At 67.2% G+C, this 24060-nt stretch carries 20 protein-coding genes and 1 tRNA gene; 7 read left to right on the top strand and 14 right to left on the bottom strand.

The features are described 5' to 3' along the window. Window positions 1-10: 10 nt before the first annotated feature. The 4 genes from AC1DYD_RS18240 to argA form a co-directional block, all read right to left on the bottom strand. The gene (locus tag AC1DYD_RS18240; RefSeq protein WP_478174155.1) at window positions 11-1159 is read right to left on the bottom strand and encodes a PilT/PilU family type 4a pilus ATPase; all 1149 of its coding nucleotides are present in this window, start codon (window positions 1157-1159) and stop codon (window positions 11-13) included. Window positions 1160-1236: 77 nt separating this feature from the next. Beyond that, window positions 1237-2061: a 2,3,4,5-tetrahydropyridine-2,6-dicarboxylate N-succinyltransferase gene (gene dapD, locus AC1DYD_RS18235; protein ID WP_478174154.1), complete on the bottom strand. Its 825-nt coding sequence runs from the start codon at window positions 2059-2061 to the stop codon at window positions 1237-1239. Then, window positions 2058-3269 (bottom strand): succinyldiaminopimelate transaminase, encoded by a 1212-nt coding sequence (gene dapC / locus AC1DYD_RS18230; protein ID WP_478174153.1) that lies wholly within the window; start codon window positions 3267-3269, stop codon window positions 2058-2060. Before dapC ends, dapD begins: the two co-directional genes overlap by 4 nt. 226 nt (window positions 3270-3495) lie before the next feature. After that, window positions 3496-4842, bottom strand: coding sequence for an amino-acid N-acetyltransferase (gene argA, locus AC1DYD_RS18225; RefSeq protein WP_478174152.1), 1347 nt, complete (start codon window positions 4840-4842; stop codon window positions 3496-3498). 67 nt (window positions 4843-4909) lie between these two features. Between argA and hrpA the strand changes: the two genes are divergently transcribed. Then, the gene (hrpA, locus tag AC1DYD_RS18220; RefSeq protein WP_478174151.1) at window positions 4910-8842 is read left to right on the top strand and encodes an ATP-dependent RNA helicase HrpA; all 3933 of its coding nucleotides are present in this window, start codon (window positions 4910-4912) and stop codon (window positions 8840-8842) included. Window positions 8843-9047: 205 nt separating this feature from the next. Here hrpA and AC1DYD_RS18215 read toward each other — a convergent pair whose 3' ends face one another. The 5 genes from AC1DYD_RS18215 to lptF form a co-directional block, all read right to left on the bottom strand. After that, window positions 9048-10214, bottom strand: a complete 1167-nt coding sequence (locus AC1DYD_RS18215) for a pyridoxal phosphate-dependent aminotransferase (RefSeq protein ID WP_478174150.1) — start codon at window positions 10212-10214, stop codon at window positions 9048-9050. After that, window positions 10211-11152: a CysB family HTH-type transcriptional regulator gene (locus AC1DYD_RS18210; RefSeq protein WP_478174149.1), complete on the bottom strand. Its 942-nt coding sequence runs from the start codon at window positions 11150-11152 to the stop codon at window positions 10211-10213. Before AC1DYD_RS18210 ends, AC1DYD_RS18215 begins: the two co-directional genes overlap by 4 nt. 63 nt (window positions 11153-11215) lie before the next feature. Continuing rightward, entirely contained in the window at window positions 11216-11584 is a 369-nt protein-coding gene (locus AC1DYD_RS18205; protein ID WP_478174148.1) for a sirohydrochlorin chelatase, read from the bottom strand. 14 nt (window positions 11585-11598) lie between these two features. Further along, window positions 11599-12705, bottom strand: a complete 1107-nt coding sequence (gene lptG / locus AC1DYD_RS18200) for an LPS export ABC transporter permease LptG (RefSeq protein ID WP_478174147.1) — start codon at window positions 12703-12705, stop codon at window positions 11599-11601. Then, the gene (lptF, locus tag AC1DYD_RS18195; RefSeq protein WP_478174146.1) at window positions 12702-13811 is read right to left on the bottom strand and encodes an LPS export ABC transporter permease LptF; all 1110 of its coding nucleotides are present in this window, start codon (window positions 13809-13811) and stop codon (window positions 12702-12704) included. The genes lptG and lptF overlap by 4 nt, the downstream gene beginning before the upstream one ends. Window positions 13812-13832: 21 nt before the next feature. Between lptF and AC1DYD_RS18190 the strand changes: the two genes are divergently transcribed. The 4 genes from AC1DYD_RS18190 to AC1DYD_RS18175 all read left to right on the top strand — a co-directional run bounded on the left by AC1DYD_RS18190 (window position 13833) and on the right by AC1DYD_RS18175 (window position 17504). Then, window positions 13833-15323 (top strand): leucyl aminopeptidase, encoded by a 1491-nt coding sequence (locus AC1DYD_RS18190; RefSeq protein WP_478174145.1) that lies wholly within the window; start codon window positions 13833-13835, stop codon window positions 15321-15323. Beyond that, complete coding sequence (locus tag AC1DYD_RS18185; protein ID WP_478174144.1) at window positions 15320-15760, top strand: DNA polymerase III subunit chi; 441 nt, start codon at window positions 15320-15322, stop codon at window positions 15758-15760. The genes AC1DYD_RS18190 and AC1DYD_RS18185 overlap by 4 nt, the downstream gene beginning before the upstream one ends. Before the next feature lie 47 nt (window positions 15761-15807). Further along, window positions 15808-16176 carry a hypothetical protein gene (locus AC1DYD_RS18180; protein WP_478174219.1) on the top strand — a complete coding sequence of 123 codons (369 nt, stop codon included), beginning with the start codon at window positions 15808-15810 and terminating at the stop codon, window positions 16174-16176. A 122-nt stretch (window positions 16177-16298) separates the two neighbouring features. Further along, window positions 16299-17504 (top strand): branched-chain amino acid ABC transporter substrate-binding protein, encoded by a 1206-nt coding sequence (locus AC1DYD_RS18175; protein WP_478174143.1) that lies wholly within the window; start codon window positions 16299-16301, stop codon window positions 17502-17504. 53 nt (window positions 17505-17557) lie between these two features. On the opposite strand, the gene AC1DYD_RS18170 is transcribed toward AC1DYD_RS18175, so the two are convergent. Together AC1DYD_RS18170 and AC1DYD_RS18165 are read right to left on the bottom strand one after the other, a co-directional pair. After that, window positions 17558-17932: a response regulator gene (locus AC1DYD_RS18170; RefSeq protein WP_478174142.1), complete on the bottom strand. Its 375-nt coding sequence runs from the start codon at window positions 17930-17932 to the stop codon at window positions 17558-17560. A gap of 226 nt (window positions 17933-18158) precedes the next feature. Then, window positions 18159-18249 (bottom strand) — tRNA-Ser (locus AC1DYD_RS18165). A gap of 175 nt (window positions 18250-18424) precedes the next feature. On the opposite strand from AC1DYD_RS18165, the gene AC1DYD_RS18160 reads away from it, so the two are divergent. Next, the gene (locus AC1DYD_RS18160) at window positions 18425-20824 is read left to right on the top strand and encodes an Orn/Lys/Arg family decarboxylase (RefSeq protein ID WP_478174141.1); all 2400 of its coding nucleotides are present in this window, start codon (window positions 18425-18427) and stop codon (window positions 20822-20824) included. Here the strand turns inward: AC1DYD_RS18160 and AC1DYD_RS18155 are convergent. The 3 genes from AC1DYD_RS18155 to AC1DYD_RS18145 are packed head-to-tail and all read right to left on the bottom strand — an operon-like array spanning window position 20787 to window position 22899. After that, the gene (locus AC1DYD_RS18155) at window positions 20787-21656 is read right to left on the bottom strand and encodes an EamA family transporter (protein WP_478174140.1); all 870 of its coding nucleotides are present in this window, start codon (window positions 21654-21656) and stop codon (window positions 20787-20789) included. The two genes, AC1DYD_RS18160 and AC1DYD_RS18155, sit on opposite strands and share 38 nt — an antisense overlap. Continuing rightward, on the bottom strand, window positions 21653-22201 hold the full coding sequence (locus tag AC1DYD_RS18150; RefSeq protein ID WP_478174139.1) for a phosphonate degradation HD-domain oxygenase: 549 nt from the start codon (window positions 22199-22201) through the stop codon (window positions 21653-21655). Before AC1DYD_RS18150 ends, AC1DYD_RS18155 begins: the two co-directional genes overlap by 4 nt. A gap of 8 nt (window positions 22202-22209) precedes the next feature. After that, window positions 22210-22899, bottom strand: a complete 690-nt coding sequence (locus AC1DYD_RS18145; protein WP_478174138.1) for a phosphonate utilization associated transcriptional regulator — start codon at window positions 22897-22899, stop codon at window positions 22210-22212. Between the two features lie 129 nt (window positions 22900-23028). On the opposite strand from AC1DYD_RS18145, the gene AC1DYD_RS18140 reads away from it, so the two are divergent. Next, window positions 23029-24060: a putative 2-aminoethylphosphonate ABC transporter substrate-binding protein gene (locus AC1DYD_RS18140; protein WP_478174137.1), complete on the top strand. Its 1032-nt coding sequence runs from the start codon at window positions 23029-23031 to the stop codon at window positions 24058-24060.

Genomic DNA, 24060 nt, shown 5'->3' with positions numbered 1-24060 from the left:
GGCAGGTGGCTCAGGGACGCACGTCGAGCGTGATGTCCGTGAAGGTGGGTTCCTCGACCTGGTCGAGGAGGGAGCGCTCTTCGTTGCGCGTGGGCGGCGCCTTGCGGTTCTGCAGGCGCCACATCAGGTTGGTCGGCGAATCGGCCTGGGCCAGGCCTTCTTCGCGCGTCACCAGGTTCTCGGTGATCAGCCGCGCGATGTCTTCCTCGAAGGTCTGGGAACCCTCGGCCATCGATTGTTCCATGGCTTCCTTGACCGCCGAGAAGTCGCCCTTGCCGATCAGCTCGGCCACCAGCGCGGTGTTGAGCAGCACTTCGAGCGCCGGCACGCGGGCGCCACCGGGCGTGCGCAGCAGTCGCTGCGCGACGATGGCGCGCAGGGCGCCGCTGAGGTCCCCCAGCAAGGTGGTGCGCACTTCCACCGGGTAGAAGCTCAGGATCCGGTTCAGCGCCCGGTAGCTGTTGTTGGCATGCAGCGTGGCGACGCACAGGTGGCCCGACTGCGCGTAGGCGATCGCGGCGGTCATGGTCTCGCGGTCGCGGATCTCGCCGATCTGGATCACGTCGGGCGCCTGGCGCAATGCGTTCTTGAGCGCGATCTGCAGCGACTGGGTGTCGCTGCCGACGTCGCGCTGGTTCACCATCGACTTCTTGTTGGTGAAGGTGAATTCGATCGGTTCCTCGACCGTGAGGATGTGGCCGGTGGCGTTCTCGTTGCGGTAGTCGAGCATCGAGGCCAGCGTGGTGCTCTTGCCGGCGCCGGTGGAGCCGACCATGAGGATCAGGCCGCGCTTCTCCATCACCAGCGTCTTGAGGATCTCGGGCAGGTTGAGGTCCTCGAAGCTCGGGATGGTCGAGGCGATGTGCCGGACCACCACCGCGTAGCTGCCGCGCTGGCGCATCGCGCTGATGCGGAAGTTGCCCGAGCCCTCGAGCGCGATCGCCATGTTGAGTTCGCCGGTGCGCTCCAGTTCGGCGATGCGGCTTTCGTGCACCACCTCGCCGAGCAGGCTCAGCGGCGCCTCGGGCGGCAGCACCTGGGCGTTGATCGGCATGCAGTTGCCGTTGATCCGGATCAGTGCCGGAGAGTTGGCCGAAAGATAGATGTCCGAAGCCTTGCGCTCGGCCATCAGACGAAGAATTCGTTCCATCGTGCTCATCGGCTATCTCTCCTCGGCGTTGTGGTTGTTGAACTCGGTCGTCGGCGGGCCGCCCCCTCAGGCGGCCGGCTTTTTCTTCAGTCGCGCAGCAGGTCGTTCAGCGAGGTCTTGGCCCGGGTCTGGGCGTCGACGCGCTTGACGATGATCGCCGCGTAGAGGCTGTAGCGGCCGTTGTCCTTGGGCAGCGTGCCGCTGATGACCACCGAGCCGGCCGGCACGCGGCCGTAGCTGACTTCGCCGGTCCCGCGGTCGTAGATCGGCGTGCTCTGGCCGATGTAGACGCCCATCGACAGCACCGAGTTCTCTTCGACGATCACGCCCTCGACCACCTCGGAGCGGGCGCCGATGAAGCAGTTGTCCTCGATGATGGTCGGGCCGGCCTGCAGCGGTTCGAGCACGCCGCCGATGCCGACGCCGCCCGACAGGTGCACGTTGGCGCCGATCTGGGCGCAGGAGCCGACGGTGGCCCAGGTGTCGACCATCGTGCCTTCGCCGACGTAGGCGCCGATGTTGACGTAGGACGGCATCAGGATCGCGCCCTTGGCGATGTAGCTGCCGCGGCGGGCCACGGCCGGCGGCACGATGCGCACGCCGGCTTCCTTGAGCTCGTTGGCCGACAGGTGCGCGAACTTGGTCGGCACCTTGTCGTAGAAGCCCAGCGCGCCGGCCTGGATCTGCTCGTTGTCCTTCAGGCGGAAGGACAGCAGCACGGCCTTCTTGATCCACTGGTGCACGGTCCACTGGCCGACCGCTTCGCGCGTGGCGACCCGCAACTTGCCGTTGTTGAGTTCGGCGATCACGTGGTCGACGGCGTCGCGCACTTCCTTCGGGGCGCTGGTGGCGGAGATGTTGGCGCGGTCTTCCCACGCGGCGTCGATGGTCTGCTGGAGTTGTTGGGTCATGGAGTAGCTCTGTTCTGGATGAAGTTCACGATGCGGTTCGCGGCCTCGGTGCATTCGGCCGTGTCGGCGACCAGCGCCATGCGGATGCGCCCGCGGCCCGGATTGGCACCGGCCACGTCGCGGGCGAGGTAGCTGCCGGGCAGCACCGTCACATTGTATTGAGCGTAGAGCGCCCGGGCGAAACCGGGGTCGTCGCCTTGCCACGAAGGCGGCACGCCGGCCCAGAGATAGAAGCTGGCGTCGGGCAGGCGGACGTCGAGCACGGGCTCGAGCAGCGGCGTCACGGCGGCGAACTTGGCGCGGTACCGGGCCCGGTTGTCGACCACGTGGAGTTCGTCGTCCCAGGCCGCGATGCTGGCCGCGGCCACCGTGCCGCTCATCGCGCTGCCGTGGTAGGTGCGGTAGAGCAGGAAGGACTTGATGATCGCGGCGTCGCCGGCCACGAAGCCGCTGCGCAGGCCCGGCACGTTGCTTCGCTTGGACAGCGAGGTCAGGGCGATCAGGTTGCGGAAATCGCTGCGGCCGAGCTTGGCGGCGGCTTCGAGCCCGCCGAGCGGCGGCTCGTCGCGGAAGTAGATCTCGCTGTAGCACTCGTCGGAGGCGATCACGAAGCCGTGCCGGTCGGACAGAGCGAAGAGTTTTTCCCATTCGCCGATCGGCATCACGGCACCGGTCGGATTGCCCGGCGAGCAGACGAACACGAGTTGGGTACGCGTCCAGACGTCTTCGGGCACGCAGTCCCAGGCCACCGCGAAGTTGCGCTCGGGCACGCTGGGCACGTAGTACGGCTCGGCGCCTGCGAGCAGGGCCGCGCCTTCGTAGATTTGATAGAAGGGGTTGGGCGACAGCACCCTCGGGGCCGGCGAACGGCTGGCATCGACCACGGTCTGGGCCAGCGCGAACAGGGCCTCGCGCGACCCGTTGACCGGCAGCACCTGGGTGGCGGCGTCGAGCGCCAGCCCGTAGCGCCGCTGCAGCCAGCCGGTAAAGGACTGGCGCAGATTCAGATCGCCGGCGGTGGCCGGGTAGACGGCCAGTGCGTCCATGCCGGCCGCCAGCGCGTCCTTGATGAAGGCCGGCGTCGGGTGCTTGGGCTCGCCGATGCCGAGGCTGATCGGCGTGAACGCAGGGTTCGGGGTGATTCCCGCGAACAGTTGTCTCAGCCGCTCGAAAGGGTAGGGCTGCAGTTTGGCGAGCAGGGGATTCATGATCCCGAATTATCAGGGAGCGCGGGCAACGAGGTATGCAATCGACGCAACCCTTTCGGGAACACCGCGGAACCGGCTTTGCCGGGCCGCTGGTGTTGCCCCTGGCAGGGGGCTGAGAAGCCGCGGCTCCAAGCCTGCCCGCGCAGGCTTGGACGGCTCCGAAGCGCCGCTGCCTCTGGCAGCGACTCGAGGCGGCTACACGAAGTGAGCCAACCTGGGGGTGAGCTCAAAGTCTTTTGACCAGCACCTGGCTCTTGCGATCCCAGTTGTACTTGCGCTTGCGGGCCTCGGGCAGCCAGTCGGGGTTGACCTGCTGGAAACCGCGCTTGAGAAACCAGTGCATGGTGCGGGTGGTCAGCACGAAGATGCTTTCCAGGCCCGAGGCCTTGGCGCGCTGCTCGACCCGCTTGAGGATCCGCTCGCCGTCGCCCTGGGCCTGCGAATGCGGCGACACGGTCAGCGCGGCCATCTCGGCGGTCTTCGCCTCGGGATAGGGGTAGAGCGCCGCGCAGCCGAAGATCACGCCGTCGTGCTCGATCACCGTGTATTGGCCGATGTCGCGCTCGATCTCGGTGCGGCTGCGCTTGACCAGCGTGCCGTCGCGCTCGAAGGGCTCGATCAGTTGCAGGATGCCGCCGATGTCGTCGGCCGTGGCTTCGCGCAGCGACTCGAGCTTCTCGTCGATCACCATGGTGCCGATGCCGTCATGCACGTAGACCTCGAGCAGCAGCGAGCCGTCGACCGAGAAGGGCAGGATGTGGTTGCGCTCGACGCCGGCCTCGCAGGCTTTCACGCAGTGCTGCAGGTAGAAGGCGGTGTCGGTCGGGCGCTGCGGCGGCGGCAGCGCGGCCAGCAGCTTGCGGGCGGTGTCGAGCGGCAGCTCGGTGTCGATCGGATTGTCTTCGCCGATGGGCAGGGCCGGGTCCTGGGCGATGCCGGGCACTTCGGTCAGGAAGATCAGCTTGTCGGCCTGGATCGAGATCGCCACGCTGGTCGCGACCTCTTCCATCGTGAGGTTGAAGGCTTCGCCGGTGGGCGAGAAGCCGAAGGGCGACAGCAGCACCATCGAGCCGAAGTCCAGGGCGCGCCGGATGCCGGCCGCATCGACCTTGCGCACCAGCCCCGAATGCTGGAAGTCGACGCCGTCGACCACGCCGACCGGCCGGGCGGTGATGAAGTTGCCCGAAATCACGCGGATCGTGGAGCCGGCCATCGGCGTGTTGGGCAGGCCCTGGCTGAAGGCGGCCTCGATCTCGTAGCGCAGTTGGCCGGCGGCTTCCTGGGCGCAGTCGAGCGCCACCTCGTCGGTGATGCGGATGCCGTGCGAGTACCTGGCCTCATGGCCCTTGGCGCGCAGTTGCTCGTTGACCTGGGGCCTGAAACCGTGCACCAGCACGACCTTGACGCCCATGCTCTGGATCAGCGCCAGGTCCTGTGCGATGTTCGCCAGCTTGCCGGCGGCGATCGCCTCGCCGGCCATCGCGACCACGAAGGTCTTGCCGCGGTGCATGTGGATGTAGGGCGCCACCGAGCGGAACCAGGGGACGAAGGTGAAGTTGAAGACGGTGGACATTGGCGGGGTAGATCGGGCGGAATTGCCGGGCGCAAGATAATCGGCGATTTTCCCCGAACTGCCCGCCTTGTCTTCGCCTCCTCTTCGAATCGAGTTCCCCGAGTCCCTGCCGGTGTCGGCCCGGCGCGACGAAATCAGTGCCGCCATCGAGGCGAACCAGGTCGTCATCGTCTGCGGCGAGACCGGCTCGGGCAAGACCACGCAGTTGCCCAAGATCGTGCTCGGGCTCGGCCGCGGCAAGCTCAATGCGCCGCCGGGCAAGGGCCGGCTGATCGGCCACACCCAGCCGCGGCGCATCGCCGCGACCTCGGTGGCCAAGCGCATCGCCGAGGAACTGAAGACGCCGCTGGGCGAGGTGGTGGGCTACAAGGTGCGCTTCCAGGACCGGCTGTCGCGCGACGCCTCGGTCAAGCTCATGACCGACGGCATCCTGCTGGCGGAGACCCAGACCGATCCGCTGCTCAAGGCCTACGACACGATCATCATCGACGAGGCCCACGAGCGATCCCTCAACATCGACTTCCTGCTGGGCTACCTGCGCGAGATCCTGCCGCGGCGGCCGGACCTCAAGGTGATCGTGACCTCGGCGACCATCGACGCGGATCGATTTGCGCAGCACTTCGCCTCCGCTCGCCCGGCGCCGGGCCGCCCCAAGGCGGGCGCGGCTCCCTCGGGGGGCAGCGACGACGCGCAGCGCGGAGCGTGGGGGCCCATGATTCCGGCGCCGACGATCATGGTCTCGGGGCGCACCTTTCCGGTGGAGCAGCGCTGGCGCCCGTTCGAGGAGTCGCGCGACCACGACCTCAACGACGCCATCGCCGATGCGGTGGACGAGCTCTGGCGCGATCCACACAACGCCGGCGACATCCTGGTCTTCCTGCCCGGCGAGCGCGAGATCCGCGAGGCGGCCGACCACCTGCGCCGCCACCTGAGCCACCAGCCGCTGATGCGCAGCGCCGAAGTGCTGCCGCTGTTCGCCCGGCTGTCGCAGGCCGAGCAGGAACGCATCTTCGACAGCCACAGCGGCCGGCGCATCGTGCTGGCCACCAACGTGGCCGAGACCTCGCTGACCGTCCCCGGCATCCGCTACGTGATCGACACCGGCACGGCGCGGGTCAAGCGCTACTCGTTCCGCAGCAAGGTCGAGCAGCTGCTGGTCGAGCCGATCAGCCAGGCGGCCGCCAACCAGCGCGCGGGGCGTTGCGGCCGGGTCGCCAACGGCATCTGCATCCGGCTCTACGACGAGAAGGACTTCGAGGGCCGGCCGCGCTTCACCGACCCGGAAATCCTGCGCTCCTCGCTGGCCGGCGTGATCCTGCGCATGAAGTCGCTGCACCTGGGCGACGTCGAGCGCTTTCCGTTCCTGGAGGCTCCCCAGCGCCGCGCGATCGCCGACGGCTACCAGCTGCTCAACGAACTCGGCGCGGTCGACGACGCCAACGAGCTGACGCCGATGGGCGCGGAGCTGGCCCGGCTGCCGCTCGATCCACGGGTGGCGCGGATGATCGTCGAGGCCCGCTCGCGCGGTGCGCTGGAGGAAGTGCTGGTGATCGCCAGCGCCTTGTCGGTGCAGGACGTGCGCGACCGGCCGATGGAGATGCAGCAGCAGGCCGACCAGGCGCATTCGAAGTTCGACGACGAGAAGAGCGAGTTCAGCGGCTACCTGCGCCTGTGGAAATGGATCCTGGATGCGCGCGGCGGCCATGGCGACACCCACAAGCTCTCGAACCGGCAGTACGAGCAGCTGCTGCGGCAGAACTTCATCAACATCCGCCGCGTGCGCGAATGGCGCGACATCCACTCGCAGCTGCTGACGGTGGTGACCGAGCACAAGTGGCGCATCAACACGCAGCCGGCCGGCTACGAACCGCTGCACCTGTCGATGCTTTCGGGGCTGCTGGGCAACATCGGCTGGAAGCTCGAGGACGACGAAGCCTACCTGGGCGCGCGCGGCATCAAGTTCTACCGCCATCCGGGCGCCCACCTGAAGAAGAAGCCTGGCCGCTGGATCGTCGCCTCCGAACTGGTCGAGACCACGCGCCTGTTCGGCCGCGGCATCGCCAACATCGAGCCGCAGTGGCTCGAGCAGGCGGCGGGCCATCTGCTGAAGAAGCAGTTGCTCGACCCACATTGGGAAAAGAAGGGCGCCCAGGTCGCGGCGCTGGAGCGCGCCACGCTGTACGGCCTGGTGGTCTACAGCGGTCGCCGGGTCGACTTCAGCAAGGTCGATCCGGTCGCGGCGCGCGAGATCTTCATCCGCGAGGCGCTGGTCGGCGGGCAGTGGGAAAGCAAGCTGCCCTTTCTCGCGGCCAATCGCAAGCTGGTGCGAGAGGTCGAGGGCCTGGAGCACAAGTCGCGCCGCCAGGACGTGCTGGTCGACGACGCGCTGATCTACGCCTTCTACGATGCCCAGCTGCCGCCCGACGCGTCGAGCGGCCTGACGTTCGAGAACTGGTATCGCAGCCAGTCTCGCGAACAGCCGCGGCTGCTCTACCTGACACGCGACGAGCTGATGCGGCACCAGGCCGCCGGCATCACGACCCAGTCCTTTCCGCCGACCCTGCGGCTGGGTGGCGTCGACTGCGCCGCGACCTACCTGCACGAGCCGGGCGACGCCAAGGACGGGCTCACGGTCAGCGTGCCGCTGTTCGTGCTGAACCAGGTCAGCGACGAACGCTGCGAATGGCTGGTCACCGGGATGCTGAAGGACAAGATCCAGGCCCTGCTGAAGAGCTTGCCGCAGAAGCCGCGCGCCCGCCTGGTGCCGCTGCCCGAGTCGGCCGCGCGGCTGGCCGAGGAACTGGGTGCGCCCGAGGTTTTCGGCCACGGATCGCTGACCGATGCGCTGCTGAAGCGGGTGCGCGACCAGACCAGCCTCGACGTCAAGCGTGCCGACTTCAAGCTCGACATGCTGCCGCCGCATCTCTTCATGAACCTGCGGGTGGTCGACGAACATGGCCGGCAGCTCGGGATGGGCCGCAACCTCGGCGCCCTGAAGTCCGAACTGGGGGCGCAGGCCCGCGGCGCGTTCCAGGCGCTGGCCGGGCTCAATGTGCGGGCGTCCGCCGAGCCGGCGGCGGCCGGTGCCCGGGAGCAACCCGCCGGCGCCGGTGCCGCCGTCGAGTCGCCGGCGGCACCGGCCTTGCCGGCCGGCCAGCGCTATGCCACCTGGAGCTTCGGCGAACTGCCCGAGTTGATGGAAGTGCGGCGCGGCGCGCAATCGCTGATCGGATTTCCGGCGCTGGTCGATGGCGCCGATGCGGTCACCATCGAAGTCTTCGACGAGCCCGCCGTGGCCGCGGCAAAGCACCGGGCAGGCCTGCGGCGGCTGTTCGCGCTGCAGCTCAAGGACGCGCTGAAGTACCTCGAGAAGAACATTCCCGATCTGCAGAAGATGGCGGTCACCTACATGCCGCTGGGCACCGCCGAAGAACTCCGGGCACAGATCATCGAGGTGGCGATCGACCGGGCCTTTCTGCAGGAGCCTTTGCCGACAGACGAATTCGCCTTCAAGCGCCGGCTGGACGAGGGCCGCGGCCGCCTCACGCTGATCGCCAACGAGATCGCCCGGCTGGCCGGCGTGATCCTGGTCGAGTACGGGCTGGCGGCGCGCAAGATCAAGGACACCAAGGTGCAGCCCGACGCCACCGCCGATGCCGCGCAGCAATTGCAGCGGCTGATGGGCAAGCGCTTCATCGCCGACACGCCGTGGCCTCGGCTGCAGCACTTTGCGCGCTACCTGAAGGCGATCACCTTGCGGCTCGACAAGCTGCGCGCCGACGCCGCGCGCGATGCGCAGCGGCTGGCGGAATTGCGGCCCCAGGAGCAGCGCTACTGGCGACTGCTGGCAGAGCGCAAGGGCGCGGCCGACGAGCGCATGAGCGAGTTCCGCTGGCTGCTGGAGGAACTGCGCGTGAGCTTCTTCGCCCAGGAGCTGCGCACGCCGCAGCCGGTCAGCGTGAAGCGCCTGGACAAGCTGTGGGCGCAATTGGGGCATTGATAAAGCTCGCCCCCAGGTTGCCCGCACGTCGTGTCGGGCGCCCACCCCCTACCGGGGGCAACACCAGCGGCCCGGCGAAGCCGGTTTCGCGGTGTTTCACCAACGGGCCTGGCTGCGCCCGGCCGAGTTGAACCGGGCTGTGCTTGTTTTTCGGCTGCGCGCAGCGCGCCCGTTCAGGGGGGCCGCGGCCAACCTGGGGCGAGCTTTACAAGCTCGCCAGTCGCTCAATGGCGGTCTGCAGGGTTTCGTCCTTCTTGGCGAAGCAGAAGCGAACCACGCGCTGGTCGAAACCATCGCCGTAGAAGGCCGACAGCGGGATCGCGGCGACCCCGATCTCGCGCGTGAGCCATTGGCAGAAATCCGATTCGCCGAGTTCGCTGACCTCGCTGATGTCGACGCACTGGAAGTAGGTGCCGGCGCTGGGCAGCAGCTTGAAGCGGGTCTTTGCCAGACCGGCGGCGAACAGGTCGCGCTTGCGCTGATAGAAGGCCGGCAGTTCCAGATAGGGCGCCGGATCGGCCATGTAGCGGGCCAGCGCGTACTGCATCGGGGTGTTGACCGTGAAGACGTTGAACTGGTGCACCTTGCGGAACTCGGCGCTGAGCGTGGCTGGCGCTGCCACGTAGCCGACCTTCCAGCCCGTCACGTGATAGGTCTTGCCAAAGCTGCTGACGATGAAGCTGCGCGCGGCCAGACCCGGGAAGCGGGCGGCGCTCTGGTGGCGGGCGCCGTCGTAGACCATGTGCTCGTAGACTTCGTCGCTGATCACCAGCACGTCGGTCGGCGCCAGCAGGTCGTCCAGCTGCCGCATCTCGGCTTCGGTCCAGACCGTGGCGCTCGGGTTGTGCGGCGTGTTGACGATGATGGCCCGGGTGCGGGGCGACAATGCGGCGGCGATCTTCGTGAAGTCGGGGCGGAAGCTGCCGGGCGTGAGCGGCACGCGCACCACGGTGCCGCCGGCCAGGTCGATGTTCGGCACGTAGCTGTCGTAGCAGGGCTCGAGCACGATCACCTCGTCGCCCGGGCGCACCACCGCCAGGATCGCCGTGATGATGGCCTGGGTGGCGCCGGCGGTCACGGTGATCTCGCTCTGCAAGTCGTAGCGGTGGCCGTACAGCGTCTCGATCTTGGCGGCGATCGCCTCGCGCAGCGGCGCGATGCCGGGCATCGGCGGGTACTGGTTGTGGCCCGCCGCCATCGCATCGGTCACGGCCTGTAGCAGCTGCGGGTCGCAGTTGAAGTCGGGGAAGCCCTGGCCGAGATTCACTGCATGCTTCTCGGCGGCGAGCGCCGACATCACGGTGAAGATCGTGGTGCCCACGGCGGGCAGCTTGCTTTGCAGGGCGGGGGTGCGGACGGTCGCTCGGCTCACAGTTCGTAGTCCTGGTGTTGACCGCTCAAGGCCTTGGCGATCAGGTTGCGATCGAGCCGGTCGGAGAGCAGCTCGGCGAATTTGTAGACGAAGTTGCGCAGGTAGGCGCTGCGCTTGAAGGCCACGCGGGCGATGTTGACGCCGAAGATGTGGCCCATCGGCCGCACCACCAGGTCGGCGTTGGAGTCGTCCCGCACCGCCATTTCGGCCACGATGCCGACGCCCAGGCCGAGCCGCACGTAGGTCTTGATGACGTCCGAATCGATCGCCTCGAGCGCGATGCGCGGGGTCAGTTTCTTCTGCGCGAAGGCATGGTCGATGCGCGTGCGCCCGGTGAACGAGGGGTGGTAGGTGATGATCGGCTCGTTCGCCAGGTCCTCGAGCGAGATGCGCTCCTTGTCCGCCAGCGGATGCCCCTGCGGCAGCACCAGCACGTGCTGCCATTCATAGCACGGCATCGTCACGAGCTCGGTGTAGTCGGACAGCGATTCAGTGGCGATGCCGATCTCGGCGATCTCGTCGATCACCATCCGCGCCACCTGGTCGGGCGAGCCCTGGTGCAGGCTCACGTTGACCTTCGGATAGGCCTCGCGCAGCTTGGCCACCGGCACCGGCAGCACGTAGCGCGCCTGGGTGTGGGTGGTGGCGATCGACAGCGTGCCGCTGTCCTGGGCGCTGAACTGCTCGCCGATGCGCTTGAGGTTGCCGACCTCGCGCATGATGAGCTCGATGCTGGCGAGCACGTGCTGGCCGGGCTCGGTGACCCGCTTCAGGCGTTTGCCGTGGCGGGCGAAGATCTCGACGCCGAGCTCTTCCTCGAGTTCGATGATGGCCTTCGAGACGCCCGGCTGCGAGGTATGGAGCGCCTTGGCAGCTTCGGTCAGGTTCAGGTTGCGCCGGACGGCTTCCTGAACGAACTTGAACTGGTGGAGATTCATAACGGATTCCGTATTATTTTCGGATTCATTATGCCTTCTAAGTCTATGAAAATCTCCACAAGTTCAGGTTTCGAGTGCCTTTCGAGCCAGCATCGTGATCACTTCGGGGTCTTCGCCGACTGCGGCGCGCAACGAGAACTCGACGTCCGGGCGCAGGGCGCGGAGTTCGTCGACCAGCGCCGGCAGGTCGTCGCGCACGTGCCTGCCCATGCCCAGGAACAGCGGCACGATCCGCACGGTCCGGGCGCCGGCGGCGATCAAGGCCAGCGCGGCGCTGCGCAGGTCGGGGGCGACCAGTTCGAGGTAGGCGCAGGCCACCCGCGCGGTCGGATCCAGCGCAGCGACCTGACGCGCCACCGCCTCGACCGGCGCCCGCCAGCGTTCGTCACGCGATCCGTGGGCGAACAGCACGATCCCCAGGGGTGCTTGCATGGCCTGCATCCGCGCTACCGCCTCAGCACCAGCCAGCTGAAGGCGCCCAGCGACATCACGGAGTAGATCAGTCCGGGCGCCGCCGCCGTGATCCACGGCCACCAGTTGCCCAGGTTGCCGAGGTAGCCGAAGACGTTGTTCAGCAGGAAGAAGCTGATGCCGATCATGACGCCGCCGAAGACGTAGGTGGCGATGCCCGACTGCCGGAAATGCAGGTACGCGAAGGGCAGGGCCAGGACGATCATCACCAGGCAGGACAGCGGATAGAACACCTTGCGCCAGAACTCGATTTCATAGCGCTGCGCGGTCTGTCCATTGGCCTCGAGATGGCGAATGTAGTCGAACAGGTCGAGGGTGCGCATGCGGTCCGGGCGCAGCAGCGCGACCGACACCATCTCGCTGCTCAGCGAGGTCGGCCACTCGAGCACCGGAACGGTGGTGTTGACGATGCGCGGGGCGCCGGGGCCGCGGGTCTCGTACTGCTGGCGCTCGGCATTGACCAGCGTCCAGTGGCCGCGATCGACGCTGGCCGCGGGCGCCGAGGTCTGTGCGACCAGGAAGCCCTGGCCATCGAATTCGAGGATCCGGGGATCCTTCAGGATACCGTTGCGCCCCATCGACGCCACATTGACTGCGAAGGACGATTCGCCCTGGCGCTCCTTGAGCCAGGCACCGGTATTGCCGATCAGCGACAGGGACCCCTGGTAGCGGGCCTTGAGCAACTGGGCCGTGCGGTCCGAGGCGGGCGCGAGGTAGTCGCCGATCGCGAAGGTAAGCACCACGAAGCCGACCCCGAGCAGCAGCAGGGTGCGCAGGGCGCGCCATGGGCCGAGGCCGCTGGTTCGCAGGATCGTGAATTCGGAACTCTGCGCCAGCCGCGCCATCACGAAGATGGTGCCGATCAGCACCGTGATCGGCAGCAGCTCGTAGAGGTGGCTGGGAATCAGCAGCGCCACGTACAGCAGCGCCTGGGGCGCGCCGTAGCCGAGCGAGCCGGGGTTGGCGATCGCCTGCAGTTCGTCGACGAAGTCGAAGAAGAAGAACAGGCTCAGGAAGCCCAGGGTGACGAAGGCCACGGCCTTCACCACCTCCGCGTAGATCAGGCGGCGGATGGTATTCACGAGACGGAGGTGCTTTCGGGCCGTGCACGGGCGAAATGCGCCCGGAAGCCCCAGTTGAAATGCCGCTTCGCGAGCCAGAGCAGGCCGAGCAGCAGCACGCCGCCGTGCAGCGTGACCATGAAGCCGCCCATGGAGTAGCGGCCGGCGCTGATCCAGCTTTGGCCCAGGTTGAGCAGGTTGAAGTAGAGGATGAAGGCGAACAGCGCGAACACCAGGTTGCCGCTGCGCCCGACGCGTGGATTCACGCTCGACAGCGTCAGCGCCAGCAGCACGAAGTTGGCCCCTGCCAGCAACAGGCCGAGGCGCCAGGCGAGCTCGGCGCGGTTGACGGCGATCGGGTCGCGCAGCAGGGTCAGCGTGGGCCGGGCCCGCACCGGCGTCGCGTCCAGGGGGTCGGACGGACGGCCGCCGATGCGGGCGCCATAGGTCTCGAACTCGCTGACCTTGATGCCGGTCGGCTGCAGCGGCTCCTCGATGCGCTGGCCATTGCTCAGCATCAGGTAGCGGACGCCGTTCAGGTCTTCCATCCGGCCGCTGCGGGCCGAGGTCACGATGCGCAGGTTGCGCTCGACCGAGGAGATGAACACGTTGCTCGCGGTGGCGCTGTCGGGTGCATCCTTGTCGATGAAGAACACCCGCAGCCGGCCGGCCGATTCGCGGAATTCACCGGGCGCGACGCGCTCGATGTCGCTGCGGCGTTCGTAGCGCTCGCGCATGTTCTGGGTCTGCGAATTGGCCCAGGGCCAGCCGACCAGCGAGAACACGCCGATCAGCAACAGGATCGGCCAGGCGAATCGGAACAGCGGCCGGAGGAAGTCGGCCAGGCCGCGTCCGCTCGAGAACCAGATCACCATCTCGCTGTCGCGGTACATCCGCGACAAGGTGCCGACGATCGCGATGAACAGGCAGAGGCTCAGGATGGTCGGCATGTAGCCGAGCACGGTGTAGGTCATTACGAGGAAGACCTCGGAGGGATTCACGCTGCCCCTGGCGGCCAATCCGAGCGTGCGGATCAGCATCATCGTCATCACGATGGTGACCAGCACCACCAGCGTGGCGCCGAAGCTGCGTGACAGCTCCTTGCGTAGAGAGGAATGGAATAACATCGTCGAGGGAAAAAAAGGATTATGGACTTTCAACTCAAGACCCTCTCCATCGCCCAGGCCGCCACCGAGAAAGCCGATGTCCTCATCGTGCTGGTCGCCGCCGGTACCACCACCTCGAAAGATGCGCTCTCCGCCCTGGCGGCCGAGGCCCGCAAGGCGGGCGACTTGCCCGACAAGGCCGGCAAGTTGCTGGCGTTGTACCGCCCGGCCGGCGTGGCGACGGCGCGCGTGCTGCTGGTCGCCGCAGGGGACGGCGGCGCGGCCGCAGTCCGCACGGCGGTGCAGGCGGCCGTGAACGCGGCCAAGGGCTCCGCTCCGAAGCGGGTCGCCATGGTCTTCGCGGGCGCCACCGATGCGGCGGCACTGGCCAGCGCGGTGCTGGCGGCTGCCGACGCCAGCTATGTCTACACCGAGACCAAATCCAAGGCCGAGCCCCGCACCATCCGCCAGCTGAGCGTGGGCGTGCCGGATGCCGCGGCCTTGCGCGAGGCCTTCGACCAGGCCACCGCGACCGTCGCCGGCATCGAACTGGCCAAGGAATGGGGCAACCGGCCGGGCAACCACTGCACGCCCACGATGCTGGCCGATGCCGCGAAGAAGCTCGCGGAGCTGCCGAACGTGAAATGCGAGGTGCTGGGGCCCAAGGAAGTGGCCAAGCTCGGCATGGGCGCCTTCGCGGCCGTCTCGCAAGGCGCGGCCGAACCGCTGCGCTTCATCGTCCTGCGCTACCACGGCGCGCCCAAGGATCAGGCGCCGGTGGTGCTGGTCGGCAAGGGCATCACCTTCGACACTGGCGGCGTCTCGCTCAAGCCGGCGGCGGAGATGGACGAGATGAAGTTCGACATGTGCGGTGCGGCCAGCGTGCTGGGCGTGTTCCGCGCGCTCGGCGACATCCAGCCGGCGATCAACGTGATCGGGCTGGTCCCCTCGTGCGAGAACATGAACGACGGCCGGGCGCTGAAGCCAGGCGACGTCGTCACCAGCATGAGCGGCCAGACCATCGAAGTGCTCAACACCGACGCCGAGGGACGCCTGATCCTGTGCGACGCGCTGACCTACGCCAAGCGCTTCGCGCCGGCCTCGGTGATCGACATCGCCACCCTCACGGGGGCTTGCGTGGTGGCCCTGGGCGGCGTGCGCAGCGGGCTCTTCTCCAGTGACGATGCGCTGGCCGGCGCACTCCAGGCCGCCGGCGAGGAAGCACAGGACCGCTGCTGGCGGCTGCCGCTCGACGACGACTACGCCGAGGGCCTCAAGACCAACTTCGCCGACGTCGCCAACGTGGCCGGCCGCGCCGGCGGCGCCGTCACGGCGGCCAAGTTCCTGCAGCGCTTCGCCAGCGACTATCCCTGGGCGCATCTGGACATCGCCGGCACGGCGTGGAAGAGCGGGGCGGCCAAGGGCTCGACCGGCCGGCCTGTGGGCCTGCTGCTGAACTATCTCCTGGCGCAGGGCGCCAAGACCTCGCCGCGCACGACGGCGAAGACCCCCAAGGCGCGGCCCCGCAAGTGACCGAGATCGACGGCCACTACAACATGCCCGACAAGTTGGGCTATGCCTGCCGCCTGCTGCGCAAGGCGGTGGGTGCGCATGGCGCGCGGCTGGTGGTGGTGGCGGACGCCGCATTGCTGGACGCGATCGACCTGGCCCTGTGGAAGCTCGCGCCGAGCGATTTCGTCGCCCATTGCCGCAGCGACGACCCGCCCTACATCGTCCAGCGCTCGCCCGTGGTGCTGGCGGACAGCACCGAGGCCGCCTTGCCTGACCGGCCGATCCTGGTCAACCTCGGTGCCGAACTGCCCGCGAGGTTCGAGCGTTTCGAGCGGCTGATCGACATCGTCGGCAGCGACGACGCCGACCGCCAGGCCGGCCGTGTCCGTTGGCGGCACTACAAGGACCGCGGCTACGTCATCCGCACCCATGCCTACGCCGGGGGGGCCAACGGATGACCGGGGCGCCTCGTACGCCGCCGCGCTTCGTACCCACCTTGACGACGGTGCTCGAGCCCGCGCAGCAGGGCGCGACAGCCCCCGCGCCGCCGGAGCCGGAGCCGGCGGCGCCGACCGCGATCGAGCCTTCGCGGGCCGTCGCGTTGAGCCCCGAGGCCAAGCTGTCCGAGGCCGAGGCCTTTCGCCTCGAAGAGCAGTTGCTGCACCGCGTGCTGCAGCGCGTCGACCTCTCGCTCGAGGAGCGCGTGAGCGATGCCGTGTCAGCTGCCGTTCAGCAGCACCTCGACACCATGATCCCCAGTCTGCGCAATGAAATCGAGGCGGTCCTGCGGGCGTTGGTGAGCGAAGCACTGGCCCGCGAGCTTTCGGACAACCCCGGGTCTACGCCAGCATTCGGGCGCGAAACCTTGGGCTAAACTGCGCCCGGGTCGAAAAGCGCGAGGGCGCTGCGCATCCGCGGCGCGATACTTGCTGAAGGTATTTGCCCGGATCCAAAGACCGGTTTTCAACTCTACTCATCCATGTTCTGGAGGTTCTCATGCAATTGAAATGGACTGCTGTCGCCCTGGCCGCTCTTGCGCTCGTGGCCTGTGGCAAGAAGGAAGAAGCCGCGGCGCCTGCGGCACCCGCACCGACCGCAGCCGCTCCTGCTCCCGCCGCGCCCCCGGCCGATGCCCTGGTGGTCAAGATCGGCCACGTGGCACCCACCAGCGGTGCCATCGCCCACCTCGGCAAGGACAACGAATTCGGCGCTCGCATGGCGGTCGAGGACCTCAATGCCAAGGGCATGAAGATCGGCGACAAGGTTGTCAAGTTCGAACTGCTGGCCGAAGACGACGCGGGTGACCCGAAGCAGGGCACCGCGGTGGCCCAGAAGCTGGTCGACAGCAAGGTCAACGGCGTGGTCGGCCACCTGAACTCGGGCACCTCGATTCCTGCTTCCAAGCTGTACAGCGACGCGGGCATTCCTCAGATCTCGCCCTCGGCGACCAACCCCAAGTTCACCCGCCAGGGCTTCAAGACCACGTTCCGCGTGGTGGCTGACGACACGCAACTCGGCGGCACGCTCGGCAAGTACGCGGTCGAAACGCTCAAGGGCAAGAACATCGCCGTGATCGACGACCGCACCGCCTACGGCCAGGGCGTCGCCGAAGAATTCGAGAAGGCCGCCAAGGCTGCCGGCGGCACCATCGTCGGCCACGAATTCACGACCGACAAGTCGACCGACTTCAATGCCATCCTGACCAAGCTCAAGGGCGCCCAGCCCGACATCCTGTTCTTCGGCGGCATGGACGCCGTCGGCGGCCCGATGCTCAAGCAGGTCAAGCAGCTCGGCATGAACGTCAAGTTCATGGGCGGCGACGGCCTGTGCACCGGCGAACTGGCCAAGCTGGCCGGCGACGCGATCGGCGAGGAGATGGTCGTCTGCGCCGAAGCCGGTGGCGTGGATGGCGACTTCAAGGCGCCGCTGGAAGCCTGGAAGACCAAGTTCAAGGAAAAGAACGGCGTCGAAGTCCAGATCTATGCACCGTACGTCTACGACGCCGTGCAGGTGCTGGCCGCTGCGATGCAGAAGGCCGGTTCGGCCGATCCGGAGAAGTACCTGCCTGAAGTCGGCAAGGTCGAGTACAAGGGCCTGACCGGCCCGATCGCCTTCGACGAGAAGGGCGACATCAAGAACGGTGCGCTGACGCTGTACACCTACAAGAACGGTGCACGCACGCAAATCGCCGTGGTGCGTTGAGCGCTGCGTAGCAAGCAGGAAAAGGGGCCTTCGGGCCCCTTTTTCTTTTTCGGCTATGCCGGCTGCAGGCCGGTGCAATAGTCGAAGAAAGCCTCGAGGTCCCTGGACTTGTCGAACACGGCGTCGGCGCCGAGCGCCATGCAGCGTGCACGGATGTCGGGACTGACGAAGTTGCTCAGCACCACTGCGCGCTGGCGTTCGTGACGCCGGAGGCAGGCCCGCAGCACGCCCAGTCCGGAGCCCTTCTTGAGGAACAGGTCCACGATCAGCAGTTGCCATTCGCCGCCATGGGCGGCGAGCCACTCGGATGCGTCGGTCTCGGTCTCGGCGATGCCGAGCACGCGGGCACCCACCAGGTCCTCGAGCGCGGGGATCAGGTTGTCGCGTATGGTCCTGTTGTCTTCGACAAGGAACGTGAGGAGAGCCATGCCGGTTCCTGCCAGTGCAAGACACAAAGCCTAGCCCGCCGCCCATCGCCGGCCAAGGCCGGACGGCTTGCGCTCGCGTAGGAGAAAGCGCACGGATGCGCCGCTTGCCGGCGGCGCCGTGCCTCAGTTGGCGGCTTTGTCGTCGGCGGCGCACAAAAAAGCCCCGGCATGCGGGGCTTTCAGGACGGATCCGTTGGCAGTTGGAAGCTGCTGGAGACGTGTTTTCTGGCGGAGCAGGCGGGATTCGAACCCGCGGAGGGCTATTAACCCTCACACGCTTTCCAGGCGTGCGACTTAAACCGCTCATCCACCGCTCCGAGCCCATGATTGTAGCAGTGCGACGGCGTGGTATTCGCAGCCCGTGGGCGACGCCGGCGGAGGCGCCGGCGCTTCGTCCAAAAGGCCGCCTGAAACTTCGTTGACCGGGCGGGCCCGATTCTTCATCTGAATTCCGTACACTTCGCGCCTATTCGCCTGTCCGGAGCCCTGCTCATGAAATTCCGCTTTCCCATCGTCATCATCGACGAGGACTTCCGCTCCGAGAACACGTCGGGCCTGGGTATCCGCGCCCTGGCGCAGGCCTTCGAAAGCGAGGGCTTCGAGGTGCTGGGCGTCACCAGCTATGGCGACCTGAGCCAGTTCGCGCAGCAGCAAAGCCGCGCCAGCGCCTTCATCCTGTCGATCGACGATGAAGAGTTCTCGGTCGGTCCGGACCTCGACCCGGCGGTGCTGAGCCTGCGCACCTTCATCGGCGAAGTGCGGCGCAAGAACGCCGACGTGCCGATCTACATCTATGGCGAGACGAAAACCTCGCGCCACATCCCGAACGACATCCTGCGCGAGCTGCACGGGTTCATCCACATGTTCGAGGACACGCCGGAGTTCGTGGCGCGCCACATCATCCGGGAAGCGAAGAGCTATCTGGAAGGCGTGCAGCCGCCGTTCTTCAAGGCGCTGATCGACTACGCCGAAGACGGCTCCTACTCGTGGCACTGCCCGGGGCACTCGGGCGGCGTCGCCTTCCTCAAGAGCCCGGTGGGCCAGATGTTCCACCAGTTCTTCGGCGAGAACATGCTGCGTGCCGACGTCTGCAACGCGGTCGAGGAACTCGGGCAGCTGCTCGACCACACCGGCCCGGTGGCGGCCAGCGAGCGCAACGCGGCGCGCATCTTCAATGCCGACCACTGCTTCTTCGTCACCAACGGGACCAGCACCAGCAACAAGATGGTGTGGCACCACACGGTGGCGCCGGACGACGTGGTGGTGGTCGACCGCAACTGCCACAAGTCGATCCTGCACGCGATCATCATGACCGGCGCGATACCGGTCTTCATGAAGCCGACACGCAACCACTTCGGCATCATCGGCCCGATTCCCAAGAGCGAGTTCGAGCCGGCGGCGATCAAGGCCAAGATCGCGGCCAATCCGCTGCTCTCGCACGTCGATGCCAACAAGGTCAAGCCGCGCGTGATGACGCTCACGCAGTCGACCTACGACGGCGTGATCTACAACACCGAGACCATCAAGAACATGCTCGACGGCTACGTCGACACGCTGCACTTCGACGAGGCCTGGCTGCCGCACGCGGCCTTCCATCCGTTCTACGGCGCCTACCATGCGATGGGCAAGCGCCGGGTGCGGCCGAAGGACTCGCTGGTGTTCGCCACCCAGTCGACCCACAAGCTGCTGGCCGGCATCAGCCAGGCCAGCCACGTGCTGGTGCAGGACTCGCAGAACCGGGCGCTCGACCGCGACCTGTTCAACGAGGCCTACCTGATGCATTCGTCGACCAGCCCGCAGTACGCGATCATCGCCAGCTGCGACGTCGCCGCGGCGATGATGGAGCCGCCCGGCGGCACCGCGCTGGTGGAGGAGAGCATCCTCGAGGCGCTCGACTTCCGCCGCGCGATGCGCAAGGTCGAGGCCGAGTTCGGCAAGGACGAGTGGTGGTTCAAGGTCTGGGGCCCCGAGAAGCTCGTCGACGAGGGCATCGGCCGCGCCGACGACTGGATCATCAAGGGCGAGTCGCGCACCGCCAAGTGGCATGGCTTCGGCAAGCTGGCCGACGGCTTCAACATGCTCGACCCGATCAAGTCGACCATCGTGACACCGGGCCTGGACCTGAACGGCAAGTTCGCCCAGACCGGCATCCCGGCCAGCATCGTCACCAAGTTCCTGGCCGAGCATGGCGTGATCGTGGAGAAGACCGGGCTCTACAGCTTCTTCATCATGTTCACGATCGGCATCACCAAGGGCCGCTGGAACACGCTGTTGACAGCGCTGCAGCAGTTCAAGGACGACTACGCGCGCAACCAGCCGATGTGGCGGATCATGCCGGAGTTCTGCCAGGCGCATCCGAAGTACGAGCGCCTCGGCCTGCGCGACCTGTGCCATCACATCCACGAGCTTTATGCGCGCTTCGACGTCGCGCGCCTGACCACCGAGATGTACCTGAGCGACCTGACCCCGGCCATGAAGCCGAGCGACGCCTTCGCCCACATCGCGCATCGCAAGACCGAGCGGGTCGAGATCGACCACCTCGAAGGCCGCATCACGACCAGCCTGATCACGCCGTACCCGCCGGGCATTCCGCTCTTGATTCCTGGCGAGGTCTTCAACAAGAAGATCGTCGACTACCTCAAGTTCGCACGCGAGTTCAACACCGAGTGCCCGGGCTTCGAGACCGACATCCATGGACTGGTGGGCCGCATCGACGAGACCGGCAAGAAGCGCTACTACGCCGACTGCGTGCGGGCCGAGCCGCACCAGGCGGCGGTGATCGAGCCTGCGGCGGTCAAGCCCGCCGCTGTCGTCCCTGCGGCGGCCAAGACGACTGCCGTCAAGCGAGCGACCGTCAAGCCAGCCGCAAGGCCATCACGCCCGCGACGATGACAAGCGTGCCGATGGCACGCTGCCAGCCGAAGGGCTCGCGCAGGAAGAGGGTGCCGATGACCGCGGCGAACAGCACCGAGGTCTCGCGCAGCGCCGCGACGACGGCGACCGGCGCGTGGGTCATCGCCCACAGCGCGATGCCGTAGCTGCCCAGCGACGCGGCGGTGCCGGCCAGCGCGATCTTCCAGCGCCCTGCCATGTACGCCAGGGCTGCGCGCCGCTGGCCGGGGCGCCGCCAAAGCACCAGCAGCAGATAAGGCAGGCCGTCGAAGACGAACAGACCGGCCACGTAGGCGAGTGCATCGCCCGAGGCCCGCACGCCGATGCCGTCGACCACGGTGTAGAGCGCGATGATGGCGGCGTTGGCCAGCGCGAAGCCCAGCGCCTTGCGCCGCCGTCTTTCGTCGCTGTCGCGCAGCGCCGAGCGCGACAGGCCGAGCGTCACCACGCCGATGCAGATGACGGCGACGCCGGCCCAGGCCGCCGCCGAGATGCCTTCGCCGATGAAGGGCAGGCTGCCCATCGCCACCAGCAGCGGCGCGCAACCGCGCATCACCGGGTAGGTGAGCCCGAGGTCGCCATGCTTGTAGGCGCCCGCGAGCGCGATGTAGTAGCCGAGGTGGATCACCAGCGACGCCGCCATGTAGGGCCAGGCCTCGCCCGCCGGCAGACCGGTGTAGAGCAGCAGCGGCACTGAAATGAAGATGCCCAGGCTGTGGATCAGCGCGGTGTCGAGCGCCTTGTCGCCGCCCGACTTGATGAGCGCGTTCCAGCCCGCGTGGAGCAGTGCGCCGATCAGGACCGCACCGACGATCGTCGCGCTGAGCGTCACTTCAGCATGCAGCGCTGGGCGCGCGCCAGGAAGTGCGCGAGCGGCGGCGTCGGGCGTTCGGCTTCCTTGGCGAGGTCGTCCCACAGGCGCAGCCGGACCGCTTCGCCGGCATGGGGCTGGGCGATGAAGCGCTCGGCTTCCCCGGCCGAGAAGATGCCGCCCTGCAATTCGAGGCTGCGTTTGGAATCGGCCGAGAGGCCGGCCCCGTAGTCGGCGCGCGTGGCGCAGAGGTGGCGTTTGGCGTCCACGTGCCACTTGATCGACGTCAGCACCTTGTCGCCGAACACGCCGCGCAGGAAGGACAGGGCGTAGAACTGGTGCAGGTCGTCGATGCCGCGCAGGCTCGGCGACTCGCCCTGCTCGTTGAGCAGGTGGCCGAGGTCGTGCAGCAGCGCCGCCGTGACCAGTTCGTCGTCGGCGCCGTCGAGTTCGGCGCGCTGGGCGGTCTGCAGCGCGTGCTCGAGCTGGGAGACCGGCTCGCCGCTGTACTGCTCGGCGCCGCGGCGCGCGAACAGGGTCTCGATATCTGACAGGCTCAATGCCATCGGGGGTCTCAGGCGGTGGTTGATTTCTGGTGGTTGCGCAGGGTGCGCGCGCGGCTGTTCATCACGTGCTGGTACATCGCCTGGCCGGCTGCCTCGGCGTCGCCGGCCGCGATCGCCTTGACGATCTGGCGGTGTTCGCGCGCATAGACCGCCATCGATTCGTCGGTCAGGTTCTTGCGCCGGAACAGCGACAGTTCCTTGATCAGCTTGCGGTAGGTGGCGCCGAGCTTGGCATTGCCCGCAAGCTCCACCAGCCGGTCGTGGAACTGCAGGTTGACCCGGTGGTAGTCCGGCGCATTGCCGGCCTTGGCCGAGCGGTCCATTGCGTCGGCAAGCTGGCGCAGTTCGCGCACTTCGGCCGGACGGATGGTCTCGGCGACCTTGCGTCCGACATAGAGGTCCATCGCGGCGCGGACCTCGAAGATCTCGAGCGCCTCCTCGATCGGCACGTCGCGCACGAACACCCCGCGGTTCTTCTCGGTGCGCACCAGGCCGGCTTCCTCGAGCATGCGGAAGGCCTCGCGCACCGGACCGCGAGAGACGCCCAGTCGATCGGCCAGCGCCGCCTCGGTGAGCTTCTCGCCGGGGCCGAGCTCGCCTTCCAGAATCAAGCGCTCGATCTCGGTCTGCACCAGGTTGGCGAGCGAGTTGCCCTGCAGTTGTGCAATGGCTGCCTGGGGCGAGAGCGTCGTCGACATGGGGCGATCCTAGGCCACACTCTGTAGATTGTCTACGATTTACAAAACGGATGATCCAGGCCTCGAACTTGCTTGACGGCTCCCATCACGTCGCCGTGATTCCCCCATCCACTGTTGAGGTGCCTTTTCATGACGTTCTGGAAATCGATACTGGCCGGCGCGCTCGGCCTGGCCTTCGCAGCCGGTGCCTGGGCCCAGAAGACCCAGCTCACGGTCTACACCGCCCTGGAGACCGACCAGCTCAAGGCCTACCAGGAGGCCTTCAACAAGGTCCAGCCGAACATCGAGATCAAGTGGGTGCGCGACTCGACCGGCGTGGTCACGGCCAAGCTGCTGGCCGAGAGGTCCAATCCGCAGGCCGACGTGATCTGGGGCGTGGCGGCCTCGAGCCTGGCGCTGTTCGAGCGCAACGACATGCTCGAGCCCTACGCGCCGCTGAACCTCGATGCCATCATGTCGCAATACCGGGACAAGAAGTCGCCGCCGGCCTGGTGGGGCATGGACGTCTTCGGTGCCGTGGTGTGCTTCAACACGGTCGAGGCCAAGAAGAAGAACATCGCGATTCCGACCACCTGGAAGGACCTCGCCAAGCCCGAATTCAAGGGCCAGGTGGTGATGCCCAACCCGGCTTCCTCGGGCACCGGCTACTTCGATGTCGTGGCCTGGCTGCAGCTGTGGGGCGACGACGCCGGCAAGGGCGGCGGCTGGAAGTACATGGACGCGCTGCACGAGAACATCGGCCAGTACACGCACTCGGGTTCCAAGCCCTGCAACATGGCGGCGGCCGGCGAATACGTGGCCGGCATCTCCTTCGAGTACCGCGGCCACACGAACAAGGCCAAGGGCGCGCCGATCGAGCTGGTGTTCCCGAAGGAGGGGCTGGGCTGGGACCTCGAAGGCTTCGCGATCCACAAGGGCACCAAGAAGCTCGATGCGGCGAAGAAGCTGGCCGACTGGGCTTCGTCGAAGGACGCGATGATGCTCTACGGCAAGAACTTCGCGCTGACCGCCCAACCGGGCGTGGCGCCGAAGCTGGCCAACATCCCGCCGGACTACGAGTCGCGCCTGATCAAGATGAACTTCGACCAGGCTGCGGCAGGCCGCGAGCGCACGCTGGCCGAATGGTCGAAGCGCTACGATGGCAAGAGCGAGAAGAAGTAG

Source organism: Variovorax sp. P4_B11 (assembly GCF_056402355.1).
This window is presented reverse-complemented; position numbering and strand designations above follow the sequence as displayed.